The organism is Ruegeria sp. CE12 (assembly GCF_056537525.1).
Genome location: NZ_JBQFRS010000005.1, coordinates 232,833 through 258,006, shown reverse-complemented (window position 1 = coordinate 258,006; position 25,174 = coordinate 232,833). Strand labels below are relative to the sequence as shown.

The window sequence follows — 25,174 nt, the reverse complement described above, 5'->3', positions numbered from 1 at the left end:
AGGAAGATGATTGAACTCAAGGACGTGAGCAAAAGCTTCACCCTGCACAATCAGGGCAGTGCGGTAATCCCGGTGATGGAAGGCGCTTCGCTAAAGGTTGCCCCCGGAGAATGTGTTGCCCTGACCGGTGCGTCAGGCGCAGGCAAATCGACGCTGATGCGGGTGATCTATGGTAACTATCTGGCCGCATCTGGTCAGGTACTGGTAGGTGGGCTGGATGTGGCCAAAGCCGAGCCACGCGAGATTCTGGCGCTGCGCCGGGAAACGCTTGGTTATGTCAGCCAGTTTCTGCGCGTCGTGCCGCGGGTGCCGACGCTCGAAGTCGTGGCAGAACCTTTATTGGCTGTGGGTTGTGACAAGCAGGCGGCGCTGGACAAGGCGGCTGAATTGCTGAAGCGGCTCAACATACCTGAACGTTTGTGGACCCTCAGCCCGACAACATTCTCGGGCGGTGAGCAGCAGCGGGTGAACATTGCGCGCGGATTTGCGCATGAATACCCTGCGATGCTGCTGGATGAACCCACGGCCAGCCTGGACGCACAGAACAGGGAAACCGTTCTGTCGCTGATCAAAGAGGCAAAGGAACGCGGTGCTGCGATTGTCGGGATCTTTCACGATGTCGATGCGCGGGAACGGATTTGCGATCGCGAGGTCAACGTTTCGGAATTCACGCCGGGGGTGGCCGCATGAGGCTGGCGCCTGTCATAGCGGTTGTCGGACCATCCGGGGTCGGCAAGGACAGCGTGATGGAGGCGCTGGAGGCGCGGGCCAACGGCATTCAGCGGGTACGACGGGTTATCACGCGTCCTGAAGGTGAAGAAGGCGAAGAATTCGAGAGGGTCTCGGTCGATGTGTTCGAGCAGATGTTGCTGGATGGCGCATTTGCTTTGCACTGGCCTGCACATGGTCTGCGTTATGGAATTCCGCAGGAAATTGCGGAACAGCGGCGAGAGGCAAAGGCCGTTCTGGTCAATCTGTCGCGATCCGTATTGCTGCAGGCGCAGGACGAGTTTGGTGATCTGATCGTGGTTTCGCTAACTGCTGATGCAGAGGTTCTGGCGCAGCGTCTTTCGTCGCGCGGCCGGGAAAGCTCGGCAGAGCAGATGCGTCGATTGGGCCGGGCCAGGACACCGCTGCCTGAAGGTCTGAACCGGGTTATCGAAGTCGATAACTCCGGATCGCTTGATGACACGGTGAATGAAATCCTGACCGGTCTTCAGCCGGAGAGGGCGTAGCGATGGATCAGGTGAAACCGACCGTCATCAGCCTCGCCCATCAGTGCCAGATCATTGATCCGAAACGGAGTGGGCAACAGCGGACCAAGACGGGTTTCCAGCGCCGCTTGAACACTACTCAGCGTGGGCTTGTCCAGTTTGCCGCTGAGCGTGATGTGAAAGCGAAACGAGTCCAGAACATATGGGTAGCCCCAGTTGGTCAGGTTGGCATCCTGTTCCATGGACAGACCCGCAGCCCGACGGCGGTTCAGTTCATCCTCGGTCGCGGGTGCCCGGAACCGGTCGAGGTCACGCACGCAGGCAGCAGCCAGCTCCCCAAGCTGGCCGGTATTGCCGTGAGGGCGCAGAGCCAGGAAACGGCCCAGCCGCGCAATCTCCAAACCATCCAACGAGATCGGGGCGTAAGACGCAGCAAGTTGCGCGCAAGCATCCTGCAGCTGCGTTACCGACCGCCCCTGGTACAGGCGGAAGGGCGGTTTCATAGTGGCATGCAGCCCATATTTGCGCGGAGTTTCGGTAACCGAGGCCACATCGATACCATCGACGACCGGATGCGCCGCCTCGGATCCGGTTTCCATGTCCCAACCCAACCAGTTGGTTGCGAATTTCGTCCAGTCCGCATCGGCGGGTGGCGCAAAATAGATCGCGTATCGCGTGAATGTCACATTGGCCTCCTATTGCGTGGCCTACCCAATAGTTCAAACTACGTGAAGTTCAGATGACAGAAGAATTGATCCTTGCCAATGCCACGCTTGTTCTGCCCGAAGAAACTGTAACCGGCAGTGTCCGGATTGTCGGCGAGAACATCACCGAAATCGATACGGGTAACTCGGTTCCTGCGGGCGCGATCGATTGTGAGGGGGACTATATCAGTCCCGGTCTGGTCGAACTGCACACCGACAATCTGGAACGTCATATTCAGCCACGCCCGAAAGTGGACTGGCCTCATGCAGCAGCGATCATTGCGCATGATGCCGAACTGGCAAGCACGGGTATCACGACGGTGTTTGACGCCATGCGTGTGGGATCGATCCCCAGTGGCCAGGCCCGGTATCTGAAATATGCGCGCGGATTGTCGGAAGAGCTGTGGCAGCTACGGGAACAGGATGCGCTGAAGATCAGCCACTTCCTGCATCTGCGGGCCGAAGTTTGTTCCGAGACGCTGGTTGATGAGCTGGACGAGTTCGGCCCCGAGGATCGCGTCGGTCTGGTGTCTCTGATGGATCATACACCTGGGCAGAGGCAGTTTCGCGACCTCTCAAAGCTCAAGGCTTATGTACAGGGCAAGCACAGCATGGACGATGATATGTTCAAGCAGCATATCGACCAGTTGCAGGGGCTGCGGGACCGGAACGGTGACCGGCACGAGGTCGAAACGGTCAAGGCAGCCCGCCGCTTTGGCGCGGTGCTGGCCAGCCATGATGACACGACCGAGGATCAGGTTCGTGTCTCGGCAGGGCACGGTATTCGCCTTGCCGAGTTCCCGACCACGGTCGAGGCCGCACGCGCCTGCCATGATCACGGTATCAAGGTGATTATGGGCGCACCGAACGTCATCCGGGGTGGGTCGCATTCGGGCAATGTGGCGGCGCGAGAGCTGGCCGAGCTTGGCCATCTGGACATCATGTCTTCGGATTACGTTCCGTCAGCGCTGCTGCTTTCAGCGGCCATGCTGGGTGAGATGTGGGGCGATCTGGCAAGGGGTATGAAAACCGTCACGCTTACCCCTGCACAGGCCGCTGGGTTGACTGACCGAGGAGAATTGCGGGCCGGAACCCGCGCCGATCTGATCCGGTTCCGGATGCGTGCCGGTGTTCCGGCGCTGAGTGCAGTCTGGTCCCGAGGTCGTCGGGTCGCCTGACAAAGGGCCGTTCAGGTGCGATAGAACAGATAGCGGTCCGGGGCGATGGTCTCGGGCCCTTTGATCTGATCGAAGCCTACCAGAGGCTGGCCAGAGATCAGCAATCCACCCGGCAACATCACCTTGGCAATCATCGGGCTGAGCCGCGCGGCCTCGGCCACGTCTTCGGATTTGATGCCGCGCCCGAAATCGTAATGCGCCATTGCAATGCCGCTACCGTTTTGTGCCAGTTTTTCCAGCATCGGTTCAGCCTCGCCCTGCAGAAAATCCTCGGCTGGCGGAGTGCTGTCGGGGTGGCACTGCAGCACACGGTCCATCACCCAGATCCGGCGGCCGGGCAGGATTTCGCGCAGGTGATCATAGGTGCGGCCATTTCCAAGCCCCATGTCCAGAACATCGCCGTCGACGCCATTGATCTGTGCGGCAGCCCAGTTCAGACCATCGCGCTGCGCGGTCAGGCGGCGCAGCATGGAATCCAGTCGGCTCATCGGGAACTCCTTGAGTAGTCAGTCGCGCGGCATTGTCCAGACGGTTGCCGGACCGTCCAGAAGTCTGCGCAGTAAATCTTCGGTAAAGGTCCAGATGTCTTGATCATGAACAAGGTGATGGGTCAACACGCCAAAGGGTTCGGTGTTATCTGCAGAACCTTCTCGGCGGTCTTTCAGTAACTGGACGGTTTTGGCGATTAGCATATCCGTGGCCGCCAAGCCGCGCGTACCGCGCCAGTCAATGGGGTCAAGATGGGTGTTGATCTGTTCCAGTCCGGGTGCCGCGTTTGCGGCCTTTCGTGGCGTGGCAGTCGACAGAACACGATACCCCATCCCCGGAAGCTCGGCGGCAACCTCTGAATCAATTCGGTTCCACGGGGGAACGAACATCGGTCGCAATGATTCGCCAAACAGCTCCTGTAGTCTTGTCAGGCCCGCTTTTGCATCGGCAGTGATGGCATCCAGCGAGCGGTGCAGACGGAATTCGGCCTTCTTTTCCTCTTTCGGAGCGTGATTTTGATGCGCCCAGCCGTGCACGACAGGGATCAGAGCGGGTTCTCTGGCCATATATTCTGACAGTGCCTGATCCGCATCGCGGGGAATGACGGCAAGGTGGACGGGCAGGTCGAGACGGTTGCTCAGGTCGGTTAAGACATTCAGTTGCGGGGTTGGGGTCACCGCGTCATCATCGCGCCACCAGAGCGGAAAGGTCAGACCCCGGGTCTGCCATTCCTCCAATTCTGCGTGCAAGGGGCGCCAGTCTGGGGTCATTGTCTGCGCTCCAGTAAGCCTGTCGCGATTTCAACCGATCGCTTCGCACCGTCAAAGCCGTGCCGCATCGCGTCGCGCGGCCCGTCCGAGATGACGCGCATCAGCGCATCAGACAGGCTTTGTCCGTTCAATTCACCGCTGGGCAGAACCTCGATTGCCGGAAGTTGTGCGAGACTTTGCCCCCGCAGGCCCTGTTCGACTTCTTTGCCATCGTCAAATGGTATCAGAACGGACGGAGTGCCGGATTGCAGCAGGTCCATCGCAGTGTTGTAGCCGCACATGCTGACCGATGCCTTGGCCAGCGGCAGCATCTGGCGAAAATCAGGGCGTACCGGTTCAAGTGTTACAGGTGCATCACCGGCATGCCGTGCCAGTTCACTGATGCGGGCGGTGGCGTCCTGGCCGCCGACCAACATGCGCCAGCGCGTGTTGGGCATCTTTCGGGCGGCTTCGATGGCCGCGCGAAAGATCGGTTGTCCGACCGAGCCTCCACCAGCGCTGACGAGAATCTCGTCCGATCCGATGCTTTCGGGATGGGGTGATGGCGCAGAGGGCGCAACGAAACCCGTATAGTGCAGCCGGTTCGCCAGAGCTTCGGATACTGGCCAACTGATGTCGAGCGGCGTGATCCGGGGATCAGAGTGTACGAGAATTCCGCCATAGTACTGTGCCACAACCTCATCGGCACGTTCTGCCTTTGAGGGTTTTGAGGGCGGCGCGAGGATATCGCGGATCGAGCCCAGAATGACGGGGCGTGATGGGAGCTCCTGTGCGGCCTCAAGTGCGGCCTGAAACTCTGCCGCCAGACTGCGGCGTCCGAACGGATAAAGCTCGGTTATCAGAACCTGAGGCTGAAAGCTGCCGACAGCTTGTATCAGCGCATTGGCGCGGGCTTCCAGATAGGCTGGCGTGGCGATGTCGCCGGTCTGGGTCAGAAGTCGCGTGAAATCGGTGCCGTCCGATCGCAGGGGCGGCAAACCAAGCAAAGTCATTCCGCTGGTGTCCAGCTGCGGTGCGGGCATCCCGCCGGAGACCACGAACACTTCATGCCCTTGTTCAACGAAGGCACGGCCAAGGGTCAGGGCCCGGCTCAGATGACCGGTTCCCAGCAGATGGGTGACGACGATCATCACCCTCATGCGGACACCTCGCGCGGCGTCAGGCGGACGGGTTCAGGCACCGGGGTCATCGTGTCGAGATCCACGACGAAAAGGCGGTTGCGTTTGATCTTGAACGGGGCGGGACCAGAGAAATCCCAACCCCACGCCTTTGCCAGAATTACCCGCATGATACCGATATGGCACACGGCAATTGCATCGCTCTGCAGTCCCGACACCCACGGCTCGAGACGGGCCCAGAGCTCCGCCGGGCTTTCGCCATTCGGGGGGCGGAAATCCCAGCCCCAGTCTTCGATATGGCGATAGCCGCTGTCCGCCTCTTCGATGAGGTCGACGCCACGCTGTCCTTCCCAGTCGCCCCAGTTCATCTCGATCAACGCATCTGAAGTCTGTGGATCATGGCCAGCCACCAGTTGCGCCGTCTCAAAGGCGCGACCAAGTGGGCTTGCCCACAGCGAGGCAGTGTTCCACGGGTCCGGCAGTTGGTACCCGGCCAGTTCAGCGCGCGCCTGCTCATCAAGTGCGATGTCGCTGCGGCCCTGAATGCGACCCGCGCGGTTCCAGTCGGTATGGCCATGACGCAGCAGTGCCAGTTTGCTCATGAGTGTTTCTCCAGCAGGGGTCGAACTGTGGCCCAGAATCGTTCTGTTGCAGATGGGATCAAATGGCGTTGGGCAACATAGGCTCGCGCCTTCGCACCCTCGGACTGACGCAATGCGGGATCGGCCAGCAATGTCTGAATTCGTTTGGCCAGCCCCTTTGCACCCGTTTCAATGGCAGGATGGTCCGCTGACATCAGCACATCGCGGACACCGGGGCGATCCTGCGCCACCACTGGCAGGCCGCTTGCCTGCGCTTCCAGATAGATCATTCCATAGGCCTCGTTCACACCGGGCCAGACAAGCATCGAAGCGGTTTCGTACACCTTCTGCAATGCGGTACGATCGAGCTGACCCAGAAACTGTACCCTATCACCAAAGGGTGCCATCAGGGTCTCGACCTCGGCACGGGCAGGGCCATCGCCTGCGATGTTCAGCTGCCAGTCGCCAGAGAGATGTTCCAGCGTGTCGGCCAGAATTTCATATGAGGCGAATTTGTCGCCGTGGCGCATCATCCCCACCGCCAGCATCGGCCCGTCGCAGGAAGACGTACCGGGAAGTTCGGAAATGGGCAGAAAGGGTGGCAGCTCGGTCAGGGTTTGATTGCCGTACCGCTCCCGCTTTAGCGTGATCAGGTCGTTGGCGGTGTGATAGAAAATCACCTGTGCCGCGTCACAGGCATCGTGCGCAGATTGCGCAAAGCCGGACCATGGCCCCGTAAGTCGGCCGGTCGCACGCGTGCTTTCAAGTTGAACGTAAGGAATGCCGCGCGCGTGGGCGACCTTTGGACCCAGCAGGTCAGGGGCTTTGTAGTAGTTGTGGTAGGTCACCCAAAGATCGGTATCCCCGGGCATTTCCGCAACTAGGCGTGTAGCCTCCGCCTCGGCCGCTGTACGCAGCCTGTCCTGAATGGTGCTGTCGCCTGTTTTGTCGTAGATCCGCAATTCGGAGACCAGATCGAGCCTATCGCCATGTGCGCCGATCGCGTGCATCAGGTTTCGGGCCATTTCGCGATCGCCCGAAGGAACCGGGCTTTGGGGTGACTTCATCGGAGCATAGAAGGCGACCCGGGCCATCAGGCCTCTTCCATGCACAATGCGTTCAGGCGTTCGGACAGGCGTGCGATGCCGGGATCCATGCGGAATTCGGCGATCAGGCGATCATAGGCCGCCTTTGCCATCCGTTCTGCTGCGCCGGGATTATTGGCCAGAGTTGTGATTGCCTGAGCCAAAGCAGCGGGATCATCATCGGACAGGATGCCGTGGACACCGGTTTCGATAAATTCGGGGATAGCCGATACGGGTGTGGAGAGGATGGGCAGACGCTGCGAAGCGGCCTCCATCAGCACATTCGGCAAACCGTCGCGATCACCATCCTCGGCAATGCGGCTGGGCAGAACGAACAGATCGGCCTTGCGCATTTCGGCAATGACTTCGGGCTGATCACACGCGCCTTTCCATGTGATCCGGTCCGACAGACCTGCAGCTGCTGCGCGATCCTGAAGCGCCTTGCCGAGGGTGCCGCCGCCGATATGGGTCCAGTGCCAATCCAGCGAGGATGGCAGCATGGCAAAGGCATCAATCAGCCGGTCAAAGCCTTTCTTTTCGACCAGCCGGCCCACCGATATCATGTGGAATGGACCATCCGGCAAACGAGGGTCCCGCTGTGGCGGATCAGGGAAGCGCGACAGATCAAGCCCATGGTAGATCAGTTCAACCCGCGCGGGGTCATCGGCCAGTTCGCGCAAATGCCGCGCACCGATTGCGGTGCAGGTCGCCCCGAAGGTGGCGCCATAGGTCGCGGCCTGCAGCTTTTCCTGCTTTTCCCAATCCGGGGATGTCCAGATATCCTTGGCGTGGGCGGCAAAGCTCCACGGCATATCGCGCATAATGGCAGCATAGCGCGCGACCGAAGATGGCGTGTGCATGAAATGCGCATACATTGCATGGGTCGAAGTAGGAAGCTCGGCCGCCAGCACACAGGCCTGACCGAAACGACGGATGCGATTGTGGGTCGGATCACGGCGCAGGTCTTGCCGCCAGATTTCGTAGGCCCGGGCGTAGCCGGGCAGGCGTTTTGCAACTTCGCGCGCGGCCCAGATACGTTCGGGTTCATCGTAAAGATATTCAGGCAGGTAATGCACCTGACCCTTGAACCGGTCATGCAGCGGGTGCCGTTTGGTATCGGTCGGATGGCGCAGCGACCAGATGTCGAACTGATGCCCGGCATCCTGAAGGGCCACCAGTTCCTGTGCAATAAACGTCTCGGACAGGCGCGGCCACCCTTTGACCAGCACCGCCAGTTTGGGTTCGGTTGTGGTCATCCGGTTGCCCGTTCCTGTTCCCCACCCAGAAGGGCGTCAATGCGATGGGTGACGTAGTCCAGCCCATCCAGCAGACCGCTGCTGATTGCCTGCGACGGCAGCGGCTGATGTGGCAGGTTGCGGATCGCCTGGATCATCGCATCTGCGCTGAGCCCGTCGCGGGTTTCATCCAGCATCCGAACAAGCCCAAGATCCTCGGCACGCGAGGCGCGGATCCATTGTTCGAGCCGTGGTGTGGTGCGCGGGACGATGACGGCGCGCTTGTCGAAGGACAACACCTCGCAGAAGGTGTTGTAGCCGCCCATGCACACAACGCCTGCAGCACCGGCAAACAGCGTTTCGATCTGAGATTCGAAGCCAACGGCGGTGACACGGCCGTTCAACGCGGCAACACGCGTCTCGAATTCTTCGCGAAGCTCGCCCGACAGGAAGGGGCCATAGACCAGAACGGCGCGTGGTGACAGTTCGGGGTCTTTCTCGTAAGCCGACAGGACCTGATTGACCATCGCCTTACCGTCGCCACCCCCACCGGGAGTGATGAGGATATAAGGTTGTTCGGGCGGTTCGCCGACCGGACCCAGATCGCGGCGCAAATACCCGGTCCAGTGGATACGGGTTTGCGCCGCGGGGCTAAGCGGCAATCCTTTGGTCGGGTCATAAACAGACTTCAGGCCGTAGACCCATATTTCGTGATAAAAGCGCTCGGTTGCGGCCACGGCTTCTTTACGTGCCCATTCGGCGGCCAGAACCTCGGGTTCGTCCAGAACGTCGCGCAGGCCAAGAACCAGCTTTGTGCGGTGCGACCTTTCGAGGCGTTCAAGCGTCGGCAGCAATTCACCCCTGAACCCGGTTGGTTCCTTGTCGACGATCAGAATATCGGGGTCAAACTGCTGCACAGCGGTTTGAATCAGGCCCGAACGCAGTTCGGTCACTTCATCGATGCCCATGCCGATGGTTTGTGCGGCATAGGATCCGTCAGCCCGTTTCGTCACGCCGGGCAGGCGAACGTGATCGACGCGGCGGGGAAAAGTGAAACGGCCAGCCACCGGAGAGCCTGTCAGAATCAGTGCCGAGGCAAGCGGATCGGCCTGTGTCATCGCCGCTGCCAGAGCGCGCGAGCGTCGCAGATGTCCAAGGCCGAACGTATCATGGCTGTAGAAAAGTATGCGCGGCGCTCGGCCGGTTTTGTCTTTCGAGATGCCTAGGCTCATGCCCTCGCCCGTTTTCCTGGTTTCGGTGCAATATCCGCGCGTCCGCACCTGATATCGCATATTTTCCGGTTCTGCTTGCCAAAGGATGCCAAACCATGCAGCAAATGCGCCAAGCATTGCGATTTGGCAACAGCATTTTGAGTGTTTTCAGACATGTTAAACCACTATGCAGCGCCGCTGGCAGATGGTGGACAAAATCAAAACCTTGCCAGCATCCGCTTACGAAACCGGTCATATTCAATTTTTGCTAATATGAAAATACCCGGCCCGGATCATTGCGCCAAGAACACGGGTCCACACGATGTCAAAAATGTCCGTGGGAGTATTTGAACACCGCCCGGGGGTTCTGTAGTCTGACGGGCAGCAATCGAGTTGGATGCAAGACCCTATGAAAACGAACTTTCTCGCCGGACTAATTCTGGTCATTTGGACTGCGGCCTTAGCCTTTGCTACGGGTGCGGTGGCGCAAACCTCGTTAATCCCGGGCTATTCCTCGGGTTCAAGTAGCGAAACGGCGACCACGACCGACAGCGATCTGGCCACGGCAATCCGTTCTGCCACCGAGGCCGGAGCCAGTGTGATCGTGATCGACAGCGCGGGTCAGGTCGTTTCGTCGGCGGGTCAGCAGACTGATGCCGCAGCCGAGGCAACATCTTCCGATCCAATGGGGGACGGATCGCAGCTGATGAAAGCGCAGGAGCGGTTTTCCAAGTTCCGCGAGTCGCTTGTATCCCGTCTTCAGGCTTTGCCCTATTCGATTTTTGAAGTGCAGTACATTCTGCGCCAAACCAGTCCGGACGGCCGAATTCAGACCTATTTCGAAGTGCTTGGCTGGAACATCCTGTTCCTGTTGCTGGGCCGGTGGCTGTCGATCGAGATCTACGGAAAACGCATAGCCAAGCGGCTGGTTGTCGCGCGGATCAAGGAAAACCCGCAGGGCTATCGCGAGAAGATGCCGTTCCTGGTGTTCCGCTTCCTTATGGGGATCGGGGCCACGATATTTGCCATGATCATGGCGCTGATCGTTGGGTATCTGTTCTTTGGCGAAGCCGAAGATATCTCGATCCAGTTCACGATAACGGCAATCTTTAGCGCGTTTTTCCTGGCCCGCACCGTATCAGATCTGTGGCGGATGGTGCTGTCACCTTTCCTGAGCCAATATCGCTTGCCTCCGTTTTCCGATCGCGATGCAAAGCGGTTGTATATCTGGGCGTCGGCACTGGCGACTTATGATATTTCGGTCGTCCTGTTTGCGACCTGGGTGGCTGATTTTGGCCTTAACTACAACGTCTATGCCATGGTGTACGGCAGCCTGACCATGGTGGGTGCATTGGGGAACATCCTGATGATCCTGTTCAATGCGCGCGCCATTTCGAATGCCATCCGGGGCGGGCGAGCGGCGGATCAGGTCTCGTGGCTGCTGCGCTTTGTTTCGTTTGGATGGGCACCGGCACTGATCGTCTATATCGGGTTCAGCTGGTTCCGTCTGGCGGTTGACCTTGCGTTGGAAAACCCGACGCCGTTGCCGTTGATCGTCAGCTCTTACCTGATCTTCATGTCCGTGGTCATCGCATATGGCGCGATGAACTACATGCTGGAACGCTACTTCGATCGTTCGCACAAGATCGAAGAGATGAATGCCGAAGTGGTTGAAGGCGAAGTTGTCGAAGTGGCTGAGACCGCCGAGGCTGAGCAGAGAAAACACTATCTGCTGACCTATGAAGATCTGGCCCGGCGGGTCGCAGGTATTCTGGCCTTTGTCATCGGGGCCTATGCGCTTGTCGTGATCTGGTATCCTGAAGCCGACTGGAGTCAGGACCTGCCGGTCGAGCGGGCGCTGGATGTGATGGTGATCATCTTCATCGGCTATATCCTGTTCCATTTCTTCCGCATCTGGATCGACAGCAAAATTGCCGAAGAATCCGATGACGGGACCGCAGAAGCTGAGCTGGGCGATGAAGGTGGTGAGGGCGGACAGAGCCGGTTGGCAACTCTGTTGCCATTGTTCCGGGGTGCAATCCTGGCCGTCGTCGTTGTCACCATCGTTCTAATCGTGCTGATGGAACTGGGCATCAATGTCAGCCCGCTGTTCGCCGGTGCGGGTGTTGTCGGACTGGCTGTTGGTTTCGGTTCTCAGACCTTGGTGCGGGATATCTTTTCGGGGGCGTTCTTCCTGTTAGACGACGCGTTCCGGAAGGGCGAGTATATCGATATCGGTGATGTCAAAGGGACGGTCGAGAAAATCTCTGTCCGCTCCATGCAGTTGCGTCACCATCTAGGTGCGTTGAACACCATTCCCTTTGGTGAGATCAAGGTTCTGACCAACTATTCCCGTGACTGGGTGATCATGAAGCTGCCGCTGCGGGTCACCTATGACACGGATGTCGAAAAGGTGCGGAAACTGATCAAGAAGCTGGGCCAGCAATTGCTGAGCGATCCGGTGATCGGCGAGAACTTTATCCAGCCGTTGAAATCGCAGGGTGTGATCGAAATGCAGGATTCAGCCATGATCATCCGGGTCAAGTTCATGACCAAGCCGGGGGATCAGTGGCTGGTGCGCAAGAAAGTGTATCAGGAAATCCGAGAGCTGTTTGCCCGTGAAGGTATCCGCTTTGCCCACCGTGAAGTCACCGTCCGGCTGGCGGATGGGAAAGAGGCCGAAGACCTGACCCCCAAACAGCGCGAAGCTGTGACCGGTGCGGTACAGGCCGCCATCGACGAGGATTATCTGGATGATATTGGTCCGGGCGGCGGGGATGATCGGTAAGAGCCTCTCCCGCCCCATTTGATCTGCGTCTCTGACGAGACGCGGGACAAAAGCGTTGGGCCGGGCCGCGCGCTACGCGCGGCGGACGCTCAGAGTTGCGATGAGGGCCAGGCCGGTTCGGAGGTTCCCGTTTTTGGTGCAGGCAGAGACCAGCGCATAGTCGCGTTTCCGACGCTTAATGCGGGTTTCAGCCTGTGGCCTGGTCCCCAGCCTGAGGCTTCGGTGTTTTCGATATAGTCGTCGGCTTTGGCGGCCGTGATGTCTTCGCCCTCGCTGGATTTAGCAAGGCTTGCCAACAGTTCAGCCGTACGGGCGAGGGACAGGCGCGCATCCATCACGGCGTTATGCAAGGCAGCTTCGGCCAGAGCCGAGAGCACGGATGCGGCCATGAAGTACCCGGTCGCATGATCCAGCGCCTGTACCGGCAACGGGGTTGGTTTATCAGCCTTGGCCCATTCGCGCCCGGCATCCGCGATACCCGAGCTCATCTGAACAAGGCTGTCGAACCCTCGCCGCATGGCCCAGGGCCCCTGCCAACCATAAGCGTCCAGTGTGACCTCAATTCGGTTGGGCGCCAGTGAATCTCGTTGAGTTTTGTCCAACCCAAGCGCGTCGAGCGCGCCGGGGCGGTACCCATGCACGAACACATCGGCCTGTGTCAGAAGTTCCTTCAGTCGTTCAAGACCAGCGGGCGACTTCAGATCCAGATACGCGCAGGTTTTGCCAAGGGAGATGTCCGGGATCACCCCGGGTTCGTCCCAGCCGGGTGGATCAAGGCGCAGAACCTCGGCCCCGAAACCGGCCAGAGTACGGGTCGAGACCGGACCTGCCAATACACGGGTCAGGTCCAATACGCGCAGGCCGGCCAGCGGGCGATCAGCCGTTGCCTCAGGGCGTTCGCGCAAAGTGATGCTGCGTGGCCCCTGCCAACCGATCAGGGGATCACGGGCCACGGCCCGTCCCTGAGGGTGATCCAGCCACTCAGTCCGACTGCGCATTGCAGCGGCAACGCCACCCTCGGCCACGATCGCGGTTTCAAGATCGGAAATTGCCCAATCCCTGATGGCCTGGCCAACGGTTGAACGATCGGCCCTGGTGCCGAGAACCTTCAAAGCGGCGGCACGGTGATGCGGCAGGTTGGTGTGTAGCCTGATCCAGCCATCCGAGGCCCTGTAGTCACCAGCCACGGCGTCCCAGAGGCTGGGCATTTCCCAGCCATCGGGTTTGAAGGAGTAGCCGTACCACAGCGAGGCTAGCCGATGATCGACCGCTACCTTGGGTGGTTTATCGGTCAGGTTTTGAGCAACCAGAAAACGCGCCAGTTCCTGGCCCACCGCAGCAAAACTGGCAGTGGCGAGTTCGGACACCGCAAACACGCTGGGCCGCGCGCCTGTGCCCTTTACTTCATAGGTGTCAGTTGAGGGAAGCGACGCGAGCAGTGTCATTGCTGATACGGATCCAGACTGTCGCGCAGGCCATCACCCAGAAAGTTGAACGCCAGAACAACAACGATGATCGGCAACATCGGGATCGCTGTCCATGGATAGATCTCGATCGAGGCGAGGTTTTGCGCGTCGTTCAGCATGACGCCCCAACTGACCGCCGGAGCACGCAGGCCGAGGCCTAGGAAACTGAGTGCGGTTTCCCCGAGGATCATGGCGGGTATCGACAGTGTAGCCGAAGCGATCAGGTGCGACATGAAATTGGGCAGAAGGTGCTTGCGGATCACACGGCCAGAGCTTGCGCCCATCATTTCAGCCGCGCGCACATATTCCTCTTCGCGTAGTGACAGGAATTTGGCGCGTACGGATCGGGCGAGGCCGGGCCAGTCGAGAATGCCGAGAATGATCGAGATGATGAAGAAGACCGCAACGGGGCTCCAGTTCGACGGGACCGCGGCAGACAGTGCCAGCCACAACGGCAGTTCAGGCAGGGACCGCAGAATCTCGATGACCCGGTTGATCACCCAGTCGATGCGCCCGCCAAAGTATCCCGCCATCGAACCGAACAGGATGCCGAGGAAGAAAGAGACCGAGATACCGATCAGGCCAACAGTCAGCGACAGTTGGGCTCCATAAAGTATACGGCTGAACACGTCGCGCCCCAGACGGTCTGATCCCCATAGGAACAGGGTCGCGCCTTCTGGGGCGCAGAACAGGTGGGTGTCCGATTTGATCAGGCCCGCCAGTTTGTATTCCGATCCTTCACAGAAGAACCGGATCGGGCGCGGGTCTTCGGTATCGGGGACGAATTTCCACTGGAAGGTTTCCAGATCGGCCTCGGCAACGATGGGATAGATGTAAGGCCCGATGAACTTTCCATCGTGGAACCAGTTCACCGATTGCGGTGGCGCATAGAGATGTTCGCCATTGCGATCATTGGGTCCGTAAGGGGCGATGAAGCCCGCAAATGGCAGCATCAGGTAGCACAGCAGCAGGAAGATGCCCGAAATCAGGCCCAGCTTGTGCGTTTTGAACTTGCGCCAGACCAATACCCAGTTGGGGGCATCCAGATCCTTGCGTTCAAGCTGTTGCAGGGCGGCCTGCGGATCGAATGGGGCGTCGTCAACATAACGACCGTCGGGTTTATGGGTCATGCTTCACGCCCCTCGTACCGGATGCGCGGGTCAAGCATGACCAGCAGGATGTCAGAGATCATGGTGCCAATCAGGGTCAGCAGGGCCACGAACATCAGTATGAAAGCGGACAGGAATTGGTCCTGAGTTTTCAGAGCCGTCAGCAGGGTGGGGCCGATGGTTTGCAGGCCGAGAACAACCGAGACCAGAACCGAGCCTGAAACCATCGACGGCAGCAGGTTGCCGATATCGGCCACAAAAGGGTTGAACGCCACGCGCAGCGGATACTTGGTCAGCATTCGCGACGGCGCCATGCCTTTGGCGATGGCCGTTTCGACGTAGGGTTTGCCAAGTTCGTCCAGCATGTTGGCGCGCAGGCGCTGCATCATGGCCGAAGCACCCGAGGTGCCGATGACGAAGGTAGGCACGATCAGGTGTACCAGAATGGACTTGAGCTTGTCCCAGCTCATCGGCTGGCCTTCGAAGGATGGGTCCATCAGGCCGCCGATCGGCAGGTTGAAGTAGCGGTGACCATAGTAGAAAAGGATCAGCGCCAGCAGGAAGTTTGGAGTTGCCAGACCTAGATAGCCGACGAAGGCCGATGTATAGTCAATCCATGTTCGTGATCTGGCCGCGGCAATGACGCCCAATGGCAGGGCAACGGCATAGACAAACAGGATCGCAGCCAGGTTCACTACGACGGTTAGCCAGAGTGTGTCGCCGACGATCTCACGCACGGGCCGGTCAAATTCGAACGACCAGCCATAATTGCCTTGAAGTAATCCTTCGAAGCCGTGTGGACCGGGCCAAAATCCGATCCAAATCAGATATTGCTCCCACATGGGGCGATCCAGCGCATATTCCTTACGCAGGAACTCTGCCTTTGCGACCCCGGCCGATTGGCCCGAGGCCTGCAATTCGGCAATCTGATTGCTCAGGTAATCGCCGGGCGGCAGGTTGATGATCACGAAGATCAACACCGACACCACCAGCAGCGTCAGCAGCATCGTGAAAAAGCGGTACACCGCGTAGCGCAGCATGATCATTTAGCTGCTCCTGTCAGTCGGCGAAAAAGAACTCGTCAGGGCGGTGGATACCGAAATGCGCCCCCGGTTCCCATGCCCACATCGCCTTTTCAGGCACGTTACGCAGGCGGTTCGAAACGACGATGGGTTGAGGGGCACCGTTCAGAATTCCGATTGCATAGAGCTGATTGGCGTGAATCTTGAGCATCTCGGACCAGACAGCCTCACGCTCTTCGTCGGTTGTGGCAATCTCCCAGTCATGGGCCAGAGCCATCAGGCGTTCCGCGTCGGGCATGTCAGGCGGCTCGCCGGCTTCGCCACCAGTCTGATAGTATTGACCCCATTTGGGCCAGGCCAGAAAGACCTGATCGGTCGGTGCAAGGTAAGCGGGTGAGGTATGGGCCTGTGGAATGCCATCATCCCAGCCGAACCAGACCGAGGCCATGGTGTTTCCGGAAAATACACGGTTGCGCAGGATGTCCCGGTCCAGCGGGCGCATGACCAGTTTGACACCAATGTCACGCCAATTGTCAGTCACGATCTGCAGGGCGTTCTCAACCTCTTGCCGCTCGCCCGCAGTTTCAATCACCAGCTCCATGGGGCGGCCATCAGGCAGCAGGCGGATGCCGTTGCCGTCACGTTGATCCAGCCCAGCCTCGTCCAGCAGGGCATTGGCTTGATCGATGTCATATTGCGCCCACGCCTGAGCGTTCTCTTCGTCATAGAAGGGGGAAGCTGGCAGCACCGACATCGCACCGGGATGAGCCAGTTTGAAGTAGAGCGCCTGATTGATCGTCTTGCGATCGATGGCAAGCGACAGTGCACGGCGGACGCGTACATCCCTCAGCACTTCACGCCAGCCATCATCGGCAAAATTCAGGTTCGGATAAATCGCAATCTGCGAGGCCACACCGGTCTTCCAAAGCAAGGTCTTGTAGTTGCCTTGTTCCTCGCCCTTTTTCAGGATCGAGGCGTCACGGAACGCCAGTCCGCGCCCTTGCAGATCGCTTTCACCCGCATTCGTCTTGGCTGCGACCAGACCCGGAGCCACGATCTCCATCTCGACAACATCGATATAGGGCAGTTGAACACCGTTTGTATCGACGCGGTGATAATACGGGTTGCGCACGAAGTTGTGGCGGATTTTCTTGCCCGAGCTTGCATTCAGCCAGGGCTGCAAGGTCGGCAGTTGGTGATTGTCGAACTTGTACAGATTATCGAGCTTGTTATGCAGCGCAGCCCAGCTTTTGACCCGCGCGTCGTCGACCTCAAACGCCAGTTTGTCGGGATCAGCGAATTTCTCGTGATACTGCTTCAGGAACTCGGCCGGACGATAGATGAAGGGCGGGCGAGCCTGAGCAAGCGATTGCAGAAAGTCCGGATTGGGATCTTCCCATTCGTAGACAATGGTTGTTTCATCCGGGAAGGAAACTGTTGGCAGCTTGTCTTCGACAATCAGGAAATCTGGCGGGCCGGAGGGGCTGAGCAGTTCGTTATTGGCGACATCTTCCCACCAATAGCGGAAGTCTTCTGATGAAAAGGGTGTTCCATCGGACCACTTGTGCCCGTCTCGCAGACGCAGCGTGAATTTCCGGTTACCCTCGTTTTCGTAGGATTCCAGCAGATCGGGAACGATTTTGTAGTTCTCGTCAAAACCAACCAGCCGGGCGTAGCCATAGACCACCATCTGCCGGATGTCTTTCGAACGGGTAACCATGGTGCGCAGGGTTCCGCCGGGCGTTCCGAACTCGCGCCCTTTGGCGGACAGATCGACGATCAAGGGTTCTTGTGGGATACGATCCTGAACCGGAGGAAGGTTTCCGTTTTCAACTTCGGACTTCCAGAAAGCGCTTTCCTGCAGATCAGGAATGTTTCCTGCCGTGGCGGGCAGCATCCAGGACACGGCCAGAGATGTGGCCAGAAACAAATTTCGAGTGGTCTTAAACATGGCAACGTACCTTATGGCCGGGCTCCATCTCCACGAGTGAGGGTATCACGGAGTCGGAGAATCTAAAGGCGTCATCCCAACTGTCTGGCGCACCAGCGCCCAATGCAACCAGTTTCAGGTCGATCGGGCGATTGATGTCAGGCTCGGGCTGGGCGGCGATCAACGCCTTGGTGTATGGGTGGCGAGGGTTGTAAAACAGTGTTTCGGGAGGGGCCTGTTCGACGACGAGACCCTGCCGCATGACGGCAACTTCGTCGGCAATGCGCGCGACAACCGCCAGATCGTGAGAGATAAAAAAGTAGGACAGGTTCAAGCTGTCCTGCAGCTCTTCCAAAAGCGTAAGTATCTGTTCCTGAACGGATACATCCAGTGCGGAGGTCGGTTCGTCACAAACGATCAGCGACGGATCCAGCATCATGGCACGGGCGATCGACAGGCGCTGGCGCTGCCCGCCAGAAAAGGCGTGAGGGTAGCGTTTGAGCATATCGGAGTTCAGGCCGACACGTTTGAGCATTTCAGCAGCCTTGTCGCGCTGCTCGGAGGTTGTACCTATGCGATGGATTTCCAACGGTTCGGTCATCGCGTCCTGAATGCGCATTCTGGGGCTGAGCGAACTGTAGGGATCTTGAAACACCATCTGTGCCTTGCGCTGAAACGCCGTACGTTCTGCGCGAGTCATGCGATGAACTTTGATCGTGTCATCACCGGGGCCGGGCCGAAACAGGACCTCTCCGCCCTCGTCGGGCAGTTCAGCGCCGAGGGCGATACGGGCAGTAGTGGTCTTGCCGGATCCGCTTTCGCCCACAACGGCCAGCGTTTTGCCGCGGGCCAGCTTCAGGTCGACGCCGCGACAAGCGAAGATCTGTTTGTCCGACCGCCAACCTTTGCTGGATCGCATCGTGTAGGTTTTGCAGACATCCTTCATCTCGAGGATCAGATCTTCCTCTGGCATCGGAATGCCGACGGCATCCTGATCAGGGATTTCCGGCGCTGCGTCAAAGAGTTGGCGTGTGTATGGGTGGGCGGGATCGTTCAGGATCAACTCGGCCGGTCCGGCCTCCATCACGCGACCCTTGTGCATGACAACGACCTGTTCGGCCATGTTCGCAACCACGCCCAGATCGTGGGTCACAAGGATCAGGGCCATGCCCGTTTCCCGCTGCAGTTCCTTGATCAGCCCAAGAACCTGCGCCTGTGTGGTCACATCAAGTGCGGTTGTCGGTTCGTCGGCAATCAGCAGATCCGGTTTCGAGACCATCGCCATGGCAATCATCGCCCGCTGACGCATGCCGCCGGACAACTCGAACGGATAGGAATCGTATGCGCGGGCCGGATCTGGGAAGCCGACCCGCTCGAACTGGGTCAGAACTTCTTTACGCGCTTGCGCCTCGGACGCGTTGCGGTGCAGCCACAGAACTTCGCTGACCTGATTGCCGATCTTATGAAGCGGGGACAAAGAACGCATGGGTTCCTGAAAAATCATCGAGATTCGGTTGCCGCGGATATCGCGCATTTGCCGCTCGGTGATTTTGGTGAGTTCTGCCGTGCCCTTCGAATCGTTCAGCGTGATTGAGCCGCTGCGAATTTGCGCTGTTCGGGGCAGAATGCGGAGCGCAGCGCGGCAAGAGATGGTTTTTCCAGACCCGGATTCGCCAACCAATGCCAGAGTTTGCCCGGGTTCAACGTCAAAATTTACGTCTTTGACAACGGCTTCACCTGCGCCAAAGCCGATGCTCAGGTCGCGCACAGATAACAAGGCCGTCATGCGGAATCCCCGCCTGGTTGGCCGTGTATTGAGGTCGGCATTACAACTCCCTGTTTTTTTTGTCACAGTTTCGCGCGCTTGGGACTCAATAGTCAAACCCCTTCTTGGGCTGAAATGTCGCGGAATTGTGAAACTGAGGGCAATGCACCTACACAAAGTGTTGAGTTTTTGTCATCTAGGGCACGCTCGGCACCATCCTGGCTGCCAACAGGTATCAGAGAGAGATTTTAACGTGTCCGACAATCAAAGCCGTCTGGATCTTTTCATCGACCGCATGGTGTCACAGCGTGCGTGTCTGGATTTTGCCATCGATCAGACAGCGGATCAGACAGGTCCTGTGTTCGAGCTTGGGCTGGGGAACGGTCGCACGTACCACCACATGATGCAGCGCATTCAAGGGCGTCCGATCTACGTTTTTGAAAGAGCAGTGGCCTCGCACCCGGATTCCACTCCGTCAGATGACCAGCTTATTCTGGGCGATGTGCGTGAAACCCTGCCAGCTTCGGTCGAGCGGTTTGGGGCCACAGCCAGCCTGATCCATGCGGACCTTGGTGGTCACAACCGGGAAAAGAACGATGTCTTTGCCCGTTTTGTCTCCCCCCTGATTGAACCATTGCTGGCCCCCGGTGGGCTGATGGTATCGAGTGACCGGATGTATTTTGAAGGTCTGTCAGAGCTTCCGCTGCCCGAAGGTGCGGTCGAAGGCCGGTGTTTCATCTATCGCCGCTAAATACTGGTGCCGCAGGGTCATATCAGGAAGTGACTCGATCCGCTATGTGAATGCAGTCTAACCTTCGGGTGTTTGCCCGAGGAAGGACTGCGCCGATGTTATTCTACGATTGCTCAACCGCCCCCAATCCACGCCGCGCCCGGATCTTCATTGCGGAAAAGGGGTTGGAGATCGAGACACGTGAGATTTCGATTGCCAAGGGCGAACAGTTGAGCGAGGCGTTTCGCGCCGTGAATCCGCGCGCAACGATCCCCGCTTTGGTCACCGACGAGGGTAGCGTGTTGACCGAAAACCTTGGGATAGCGGCTTATCTAGAAGCGCGTTTTCCCGAACCGCCACTCATGGGACGAACCCCAGATGAAAAGGGTATGGTCCTGATGTGGAATTCGATTGTCGAGCAGCAGGGCGGTGCGCCTGTGGCTGACGCTTTGCGCAATACGCACCCTGCGTTCAAAGATCGGGCTATTCCAGGGACGGTGAATTACGAGCAGATCCCAGCGCTTGCGCAGCGAGGGATTACTCGGGTGGGCGCTTTCTTTGATCTGCTGGAAGAGCGGCTTCAGGACAGTCCGTTTGTCGCCGGAGGGGCGTTTTCGCTCGCCGATATCTCGACGTTCGTGTTTGTCGATTTCGCACGTGTGATCAAAATGCGAATTCCAGAGGGGAATACCGCCACTCTCGGATGGTTTGAAAAGGTTCAGGCCCGCCCCAGCGCCAGTCTTTGAAAATTGACCAGCAAATGGTGCGGTCATCATTTGCTTTGGACTGTACAGAAATGTCTAGACAGAAGTGAACAGTGCAACTAGCGTCTGCTGTGAATCATCCAGGGGAGGTCGGGATGAAATCTCAGTATCGCGTAGTAGTCATCGGTGGTGGCGTTGTTGGCGCCTCAGTTCTCTATCATCTGGCCAAGTTTGGCTGGTCGGACGTGGTGATGTTGGAACGCAGGCGTCTGGCATCGGGGTCTTCGTGGCACGCGGCCGGGGGTATTCATGCGCTGAATGCCGATCCGAACATGGCATCGCTGCAGGCCTATACGATTGATCTGCTGAGCGAGATCGAGAAAGAGTCGGGGCAGAACATCGGCTTGCATATGACCGGTGGTCTGACCCTTGCCGGCACGCCCGAGCGCTGGGAATGGCTGCAGGCCAACTATCGTATCTTCCAGTCCATCGGCATTGATGATTGTGAGTTGCTGTCACCGGAAGAGGCTCAGCGCCGATGCCCGATCATGTCAACAGATGGTGTACTGGGTGCGATGTGGGCAGATCGTGAGGGGTATATCGATACGACCGGCACGGTTCAGGCCTATGCAACGGCGGCAAAGAAACGCGGCGCGGAGTATTTCGAGGAAACCAAGGTCGAGGAGCTGATCCAGACTGATGATGGCTGGCAGGTCGTGACCGACAAGGGCACGATCACCTGTGAACATGTGGTCAATGCGGCCGGGCTCTGGGCTAAGCAGGTTGGCCGTATGGCAGGCGTCGATCTGCCGGTTTCACCGCTCAAACACCATTACCTGATTACTGACTCGGTCCCCGAAGTGGCTGCTGCTGATTTCGAGATGCCGATGACAGTCGATCTCGAAGGTTTCACCTATATGCGGCAGGACCAGAAGGGTGTTCTGGTCGGGATTTACGAGGTCGATCACGAACACTGGGCCATGGATGGCGCGCCGTGGAACTATGGTGAAGAGTTGTTTCAGGAACAGCTCGACCGGATCGAGAACGAGTTGACGCTGGGTTTTGAACGGTACCCGTCGATCCAGAATGTCGGCATCAAGACTTGGGTGAATGGTGCCTTTACCTTCTCACCAGACGGCAACCCACTGGTCGGTCCGGTGCCGGGCAAGCGGGGTTATTGGTCGGCCTGCGCTGTGATGGCGGGTTTCCTGCAGGGTGGCGGTGTCGGCAAGACATTGGCCGAGTGGATGATCCACGGAGAGCCTGAGGCGGATGCGTGGCCGATGGACGTGGCGCGCTATGGTGATTTTGCCCAGAACAAACGTTACATCCGCGAAACCACGGGTCAGTTCTATTCCCGCCGCTTCGTGATGACCTATCCGAACGAACAGCTTCCAGCGGGGCGCCCGCTAAAGATGGCCCCGGCGCATGATGCGATGGCCGAAGCGGGCTGTAAGTGGGGCGTGAGCTGGGATCTTGAAGTGCCGCTTTATTTTGCACCGAAGGGGTTCGAGGAAACGCCCACGCTCAAGCGGTCAAACGCGCATGACATCGTAGCCGAAGAGTGCAGAGTAATCAGGGAAGGCGTCGGCCTGATGGATATCTCGGGCTTTTCCCGTTTCGAGGTCTCCGGACTGAATGCAGAACTCTGGCTGGATAAGGTGATGGCCTCCAAGCTCCCCGCTCCGGGTCGTGCGAAACTGGCTCCGATGCTGGGTGAGAACGGCCGACTGAAGGGTGATCTGACGGTGCTGAACTGGGGTGACGGTACCTGGTGGATCATGGGCAGTTACTACCTGCGTGCCTGGCATATGCGCTGGTTTGACGATCATATGATAGATGGCGTCGAGATCCGGGATCTGGGCGAGGAATACTGCGGCTTTGCAGTTGTTGGGCCGAAATCGCAGGATGTGGTCGAAAAGCTGGCCGAGCAGGACATCTCGGGACTGAAGTTCATGGGATGTGGCGATTTCGATATTGGCATTGTGCGGGCCAGAGTCGCGCGCATGTCGGTCACAGGCGAAAAGGGTTATGAGATCAACTGCCGTTATGGCGATCATATCAAGCTGCGCCGGATACTGCTTGAGGCCGGAGCTGACCAAGGTATTCGCGAATGCGGCTTCAACGCGATGCTGTCAACGCGGCTGGAAAAGAGCTTTGGCATCTGGTCGGCGGAGTTCACGCAACTCTATACCCCCGGGATGACGGGGATGGATCGCTGGATCGACTGGGGCAAGGATTTTATCGGTAAAGATGCCGCCTTGGCAGAGCGTGATGGAAACGGTCCGGCACAGGTACAGGTGACGTTGGAAGTTGATGCGCTGGATGCGGATGCCAGCGGGTATGAACCCGTCTGGCAAGACGGTGAGCGTGTCGGGTTTGTGACGTCAGGCGGGTATGGGCATTACACAGGTAAGTCACTGGCCATGGCGCTGGTTGATCACGACAAGGCTGAGCCGGGGACAGAGTTGTCGGTTCACGTTGTTGGTGTCGAGAGGCCTGCGCGTGTGATTGCGCCATCCCCGTATGATCCGCAAGGCAAGGCGATGCGCGCATGACACGGCGCGGTCGCAGAGCACGAGCCGAAGCTGCGGAAACACCGCAGCGGCAGGTGGACTATCGCAATCTGCGCAATCCGTTCCCGCCCATGGCGGCTTTCACCGAGGATCGGATCGAAGCGCTGCATCAGGCCTCACTGACCGTTCTGGAAGAGATCGGGATCAAGGTCTTGCTGCCTGAGGCGCGCAGGCTGTTTCAGCAGGGCGGCGCGCGCGTCGATGATGAGATGGTCTATATCGGCCGTGAAATGGTCGAGGCTGAGCTGTCAACCGCGCCACGTTCTATCGTCATGAAAGGGGCGGTGCCGGATCGGGACATCACGCTGGAACTGGGGCGACTGGTCTTTCAGCCGGGTGCCGGTGCACCACATGCGACCGACCTTGAACGCGGGCGGCGGCCGGGAACACTGAGCGATTTTCGCGAGATGGTTCAGATCACCCAAGCCTTCGATGTTCTGCACATGGTTCCGCCTTTGGTCGAGGCGCAGGACATTCCTATGCACCTGCGCCACTACGCGATGACCGAGGCAGAACTGACGCTGAGCGACAAGGTTCCATTCATCTATTCCCGCGGTACGCCTCAGGTGATGGACGGGTTCGAGATGGTGCGCAGTTTTCGCGGACTGACCGACGATGAATTCAACGCGCAACCCTGGTGTTACACGATCATTAACACAAACTCGCCGCGTGTGATTGACATGCCTATGGCCCAAGGTCTGATCGACTTCGCACGCGCAGGTCAAATGTCCATCGTGACACCGTTTACGCTGATGGGGGCGATGGCCCCGATCACCGTAGCAGGGGCTATGACGCTGAGCCACGCCGAGGCACTGGCGGCGATCACACTGACTCAGCTTGCCAAACCTGGTGCACCGGTTTGCTACGGGACCTTTACCAGCAATGTGGACATGAAATCCGGGGCACCTGCATTTGGGACGCCCGAGCATTTCACCGCTTCACTGGTTGCGGGCCAACTGGCCCGTCGGGTCGGGTTGCCTTGGCGTTGTGCCGGGGGCAGCGCGGCCAATATCAATGACGCGCAGGCCGCGAACGAGACACAGTTCGGCCTGTGGGGGTGCCTGATGGCCGGTGCCACGGTGGTCATCCATTCTGCAGGTTGGCTGGAAGGCGGGCTGACGGTTTCGTTTGAAAAGATCATCACTGATCTGGAAGTGTTGCAGATGGTGGCTGAGCTGTGTGCGGGTACTCCGGCAACGGATGCCGACATTGCTTTGGACGCATTGCGCGAGGTTCAGCCCTCGGGTCACTTCTTTGGTGCCGGGCACACGATGGAGCGGTATCAGACCCAGTTCTATGAGCCGCTGGTCGGGGACTGGTCCAATTTTGGTACCTGGAGCGAACGCGGCGCGATTGACGCCAATCACCGGGCCACAGGGATTTGGAAGAATATCGTCGAGACCTTTGAAGCCCCGCATCATGACCAGGATCGGTCAGAGGCGTTGCGTGCGTTCATTGCCCGTCGTACGGAAGAGGGCGGCGCACCGCCGGAAAGCTGA

At 58.7% G+C, this 25,174-nt stretch carries 21 protein-coding genes; 8 read left to right on the top strand and 13 right to left on the bottom strand.

The genetic code is table 11. The annotated features are described in order from the left end of the window. The first annotated feature begins 6 nt into the window (after positions 1-6). Positions 7-690, top strand: a complete 684-nt coding sequence (phnL, locus tag ACR0IO_RS14175; protein WP_480742292.1) for a phosphonate C-P lyase system protein PhnL — start codon at positions 7-9, stop codon at positions 688-690. Beyond that, entirely contained in the window at positions 687-1,235 is a 549-nt protein-coding gene (phnN, locus tag ACR0IO_RS14170) for a phosphonate metabolism protein/1,5-bisphosphokinase (PRPP-forming) PhnN (protein WP_480742291.1), read from the top strand. Before phnL ends, phnN begins: the two co-directional genes overlap by 4 nt. Here phnN and ACR0IO_RS14165 read toward each other — a convergent pair. Further along, complete coding sequence (locus ACR0IO_RS14165) at positions 1,217-1,900, bottom strand: DUF1045 domain-containing protein (protein WP_480742290.1); 684 nt, start codon at positions 1,898-1,900, stop codon at positions 1,217-1,219. The genes phnN and ACR0IO_RS14165 overlap by 19 nt on opposite strands. 53 nt (positions 1,901-1,953) lie before the next feature. On the opposite strand from ACR0IO_RS14165, the gene ACR0IO_RS14160 reads away from it, so the two are divergent. Beyond that, a complete protein-coding gene (locus ACR0IO_RS14160; protein WP_480742289.1) occupies positions 1,954-3,096 on the top strand; it encodes an alpha-D-ribose 1-methylphosphonate 5-triphosphate diphosphatase in 1,143 nt (380 codons plus the stop codon). Positions 3,097-3,107: 11 nt separating this feature from the next. Here ACR0IO_RS14160 and ACR0IO_RS14155 read toward each other — a convergent pair whose 3' ends face one another. The 7 genes from ACR0IO_RS14155 to ACR0IO_RS14125 are packed head-to-tail and all read right to left on the bottom strand — an operon-like array spanning position 3,108 to position 9,606. After that, positions 3,108-3,584, bottom strand: coding sequence for a class I SAM-dependent methyltransferase (locus ACR0IO_RS14155; RefSeq protein ID WP_155148854.1), 477 nt, complete (start codon positions 3,582-3,584; stop codon positions 3,108-3,110). A gap of 18 nt (positions 3,585-3,602) precedes the next feature. Then, the gene (locus ACR0IO_RS14150; protein WP_480742288.1) at positions 3,603-4,355 is read right to left on the bottom strand and encodes a polysaccharide deacetylase family protein; all 753 of its coding nucleotides are present in this window, start codon (positions 4,353-4,355) and stop codon (positions 3,603-3,605) included. Further along, entirely contained in the window at positions 4,352-5,494 is a 1,143-nt protein-coding gene (locus ACR0IO_RS14145) for a glycosyltransferase family protein (protein WP_480742287.1), read from the bottom strand. The genes ACR0IO_RS14150 and ACR0IO_RS14145 overlap by 4 nt, the downstream gene beginning before the upstream one ends. Beyond that, positions 5,491-6,075, bottom strand: a complete 585-nt coding sequence (locus ACR0IO_RS14140) for a histidine phosphatase family protein (protein WP_480742286.1) — start codon at positions 6,073-6,075, stop codon at positions 5,491-5,493. The genes ACR0IO_RS14145 and ACR0IO_RS14140 overlap by 4 nt, the downstream gene beginning before the upstream one ends. Beyond that, positions 6,072-7,148 (bottom strand): glycosyltransferase family 4 protein, encoded by a 1,077-nt coding sequence (locus tag ACR0IO_RS14135; protein WP_480742285.1) that lies wholly within the window; start codon positions 7,146-7,148, stop codon positions 6,072-6,074. Before ACR0IO_RS14135 ends, ACR0IO_RS14140 begins: the two co-directional genes overlap by 4 nt. Then, on the bottom strand, positions 7,148-8,395 hold the full coding sequence (locus tag ACR0IO_RS14130; protein WP_480742284.1) for a glycosyltransferase family 4 protein: 1,248 nt from the start codon (positions 8,393-8,395) through the stop codon (positions 7,148-7,150). The genes ACR0IO_RS14135 and ACR0IO_RS14130 overlap by 1 nt, the downstream gene beginning before the upstream one ends. Further along, on the bottom strand, positions 8,392-9,606 hold the full coding sequence (locus ACR0IO_RS14125; protein ID WP_480742362.1) for a glycosyltransferase family protein: 1,215 nt from the start codon (positions 9,604-9,606) through the stop codon (positions 8,392-8,394). The genes ACR0IO_RS14130 and ACR0IO_RS14125 overlap by 4 nt, the downstream gene beginning before the upstream one ends. A 388-nt stretch (positions 9,607-9,994) precedes the next feature. On the opposite strand from ACR0IO_RS14125, the gene ACR0IO_RS14120 reads away from it, so the two are divergent. Continuing rightward, positions 9,995-12,373 (top strand): mechanosensitive ion channel domain-containing protein, encoded by a 2,379-nt coding sequence (locus tag ACR0IO_RS14120; RefSeq protein WP_480742283.1) that lies wholly within the window; start codon positions 9,995-9,997, stop codon positions 12,371-12,373. An 89-nt stretch (positions 12,374-12,462) separates the two neighbouring features. Here ACR0IO_RS14120 and ACR0IO_RS14115 read toward each other — a convergent pair whose 3' ends face one another. The 5 genes from ACR0IO_RS14115 to ACR0IO_RS14095 are packed head-to-tail and all read right to left on the bottom strand — an operon-like array spanning position 12,463 to position 19,686. After that, positions 12,463-13,818: a CoA transferase gene (locus ACR0IO_RS14115; RefSeq protein ID WP_480742282.1), complete on the bottom strand. Its 1,356-nt coding sequence runs from the start codon at positions 13,816-13,818 to the stop codon at positions 12,463-12,465. After that, the gene (locus ACR0IO_RS14110) at positions 13,815-14,969 is read right to left on the bottom strand and encodes an ABC transporter permease (protein WP_155148872.1); all 1,155 of its coding nucleotides are present in this window, start codon (positions 14,967-14,969) and stop codon (positions 13,815-13,817) included. The genes ACR0IO_RS14115 and ACR0IO_RS14110 overlap by 4 nt, the downstream gene beginning before the upstream one ends. Continuing rightward, complete coding sequence (locus ACR0IO_RS14105; protein ID WP_480742281.1) at positions 14,966-15,994, bottom strand: ABC transporter permease; 1,029 nt, start codon at positions 15,992-15,994, stop codon at positions 14,966-14,968. Before ACR0IO_RS14105 ends, ACR0IO_RS14110 begins: the two co-directional genes overlap by 4 nt. Positions 15,995-16,007: 13 nt before the next feature. Next, positions 16,008-17,921 (bottom strand): ABC transporter substrate-binding protein, encoded by a 1,914-nt coding sequence (locus tag ACR0IO_RS14100; protein ID WP_480742280.1) that lies wholly within the window; start codon positions 17,919-17,921, stop codon positions 16,008-16,010. Then, entirely contained in the window at positions 17,914-19,686 is a 1,773-nt protein-coding gene (locus tag ACR0IO_RS14095) for an ABC transporter ATP-binding protein (RefSeq protein WP_480742279.1), read from the bottom strand. Before ACR0IO_RS14095 ends, ACR0IO_RS14100 begins: the two co-directional genes overlap by 8 nt. Before the next feature lie 232 nt (positions 19,687-19,918). Between ACR0IO_RS14095 and ACR0IO_RS14090 the strand changes: the two genes are divergently transcribed. The 4 genes from ACR0IO_RS14090 to ACR0IO_RS14075 all read left to right on the top strand — a co-directional run bounded on the left by ACR0IO_RS14090 (position 19,919) and on the right by ACR0IO_RS14075 (position 25,174). After that, on the top strand, positions 19,919-20,416 hold the full coding sequence (locus ACR0IO_RS14090; RefSeq protein ID WP_367646964.1) for a class I SAM-dependent methyltransferase: 498 nt from the start codon (positions 19,919-19,921) through the stop codon (positions 20,414-20,416). 95 nt (positions 20,417-20,511) lie between these two features. Continuing rightward, complete coding sequence (locus ACR0IO_RS14085) at positions 20,512-21,141, top strand: glutathione S-transferase family protein (protein ID WP_480742278.1); 630 nt, start codon at positions 20,512-20,514, stop codon at positions 21,139-21,141. Between the two features lie 113 nt (positions 21,142-21,254). Further along, positions 21,255-23,657: a GcvT family protein gene (locus tag ACR0IO_RS14080; protein WP_480742277.1), complete on the top strand. Its 2,403-nt coding sequence runs from the start codon at positions 21,255-21,257 to the stop codon at positions 23,655-23,657. Then, positions 23,654-25,174 (top strand): trimethylamine methyltransferase family protein, encoded by a 1,521-nt coding sequence (locus tag ACR0IO_RS14075; RefSeq protein WP_480742276.1) that lies wholly within the window; start codon positions 23,654-23,656, stop codon positions 25,172-25,174. Before ACR0IO_RS14080 ends, ACR0IO_RS14075 begins: the two co-directional genes overlap by 4 nt.

Coding starts and splice junctions, on each gene's coding strand:
- ACR0IO_RS14120 (WP_480742283.1), top strand. CDS start 9,995: ATGAAAACGAACTTTCTCGCCGGACTAATTCTGGTCATTTGGACTGCG.
- ACR0IO_RS14110 (WP_155148872.1), bottom strand. CDS start 14,969: ATGACCCATAAACCCGACGGTCGTTATGTTGACGACGCCCCATTCGAT.
- ACR0IO_RS14100 (WP_480742280.1), bottom strand. CDS start 17,921: ATGTTTAAGACCACTCGAAATTTGTTTCTGGCCACATCTCTGGCCGTG.
- ACR0IO_RS14160 (WP_480742289.1), top strand. CDS start 1,954: ATGACAGAAGAATTGATCCTTGCCAATGCCACGCTTGTTCTGCCCGAA.
- ACR0IO_RS14115 (WP_480742282.1), bottom strand. CDS start 13,818: ATGACACTGCTCGCGTCGCTTCCCTCAACTGACACCTATGAAGTAAAG.
- phnL (WP_480742292.1), top strand. CDS start 7: ATGATTGAACTCAAGGACGTGAGCAAAAGCTTCACCCTGCACAATCAG.
- ACR0IO_RS14105 (WP_480742281.1), bottom strand. CDS start 15,994: ATGATCATGCTGCGCTACGCGGTGTACCGCTTTTTCACGATGCTGCTG.
- ACR0IO_RS14140 (WP_480742286.1), bottom strand. CDS start 6,075: ATGAGCAAACTGGCACTGCTGCGTCATGGCCATACCGACTGGAACCGC.
- ACR0IO_RS14085 (WP_480742278.1), top strand. CDS start 20,512: ATGTTATTCTACGATTGCTCAACCGCCCCCAATCCACGCCGCGCCCGG.
- ACR0IO_RS14095 (WP_480742279.1), bottom strand. CDS start 19,686: ATGACGGCCTTGTTATCTGTGCGCGACCTGAGCATCGGCTTTGGCGCA.
- ACR0IO_RS14150 (WP_480742288.1), bottom strand. CDS start 4,355: ATGACCCCAGACTGGCGCCCCTTGCACGCAGAATTGGAGGAATGGCAG.
- ACR0IO_RS14075 (WP_480742276.1), top strand. CDS start 23,654: ATGACACGGCGCGGTCGCAGAGCACGAGCCGAAGCTGCGGAAACACCG.
- phnN (WP_480742291.1), top strand. CDS start 687: ATGAGGCTGGCGCCTGTCATAGCGGTTGTCGGACCATCCGGGGTCGGC.
- ACR0IO_RS14135 (WP_480742285.1), bottom strand. CDS start 7,148: ATGGCCCGGGTCGCCTTCTATGCTCCGATGAAGTCACCCCAAAGCCCG.
- ACR0IO_RS14080 (WP_480742277.1), top strand. CDS start 21,255: ATGAAATCTCAGTATCGCGTAGTAGTCATCGGTGGTGGCGTTGTTGGC.
- ACR0IO_RS14155 (WP_155148854.1), bottom strand. CDS start 3,584: ATGAGCCGACTGGATTCCATGCTGCGCCGCCTGACCGCGCAGCGCGAT.
- ACR0IO_RS14130 (WP_480742284.1), bottom strand. CDS start 8,395: ATGACCACAACCGAACCCAAACTGGCGGTGCTGGTCAAAGGGTGGCCG.
- ACR0IO_RS14145 (WP_480742287.1), bottom strand. CDS start 5,494: ATGAGGGTGATGATCGTCGTCACCCATCTGCTGGGAACCGGTCATCTG.
- ACR0IO_RS14125 (WP_480742362.1), bottom strand. CDS start 9,606: ATGAGCCTAGGCATCTCGAAAGACAAAACCGGCCGAGCGCCGCGCATA.